Origin of the sequence: Rhodococcus ruber (genome assembly GCF_027270735.1) — a bacterium.
In the GTDB taxonomy this organism is placed as follows: domain Bacteria; phylum Actinomycetota; class Actinomycetes; order Mycobacteriales; family Mycobacteriaceae; genus Rhodococcoides; species Rhodococcoides rubrum_A.
In genome coordinates this window covers 1-207 of the sequence record NZ_JAPWIJ010000061.1, presented here as the reverse complement: position 1 = coordinate 207, position 207 = coordinate 1, and the positions used below count along the sequence as shown (strand labels likewise).

Annotated in this window: 1 pseudogene; it reads right to left on the bottom strand. The window is 69.1% G+C overall.

Annotated features, from left to right (window positions below):
* A pseudogene (locus O4220_RS27810) lies at window positions 1-207 on the bottom strand (primosome assembly protein PriA); the annotation flags it as partial.

Genomic DNA, 207 nt, shown 5'->3' with positions numbered 1-207 from the left:
GCTTCGGCCTCCGCCGTACTCGAGTGTCCACCGATCACCACCGCCGCCCCTGAGACGTGAGCACGGAGCAACGCCACCTCGCGCGCGTGCGGATAGGGGGACCGAGGCTCGGCAAAACTGTCGTCGCCGTCGTCCCAGCTCGCGATCATGCCGAGTGTCGACACCGGAGCGCAGACGGCACTACGCGTGCCGACGACGACGGCAGGT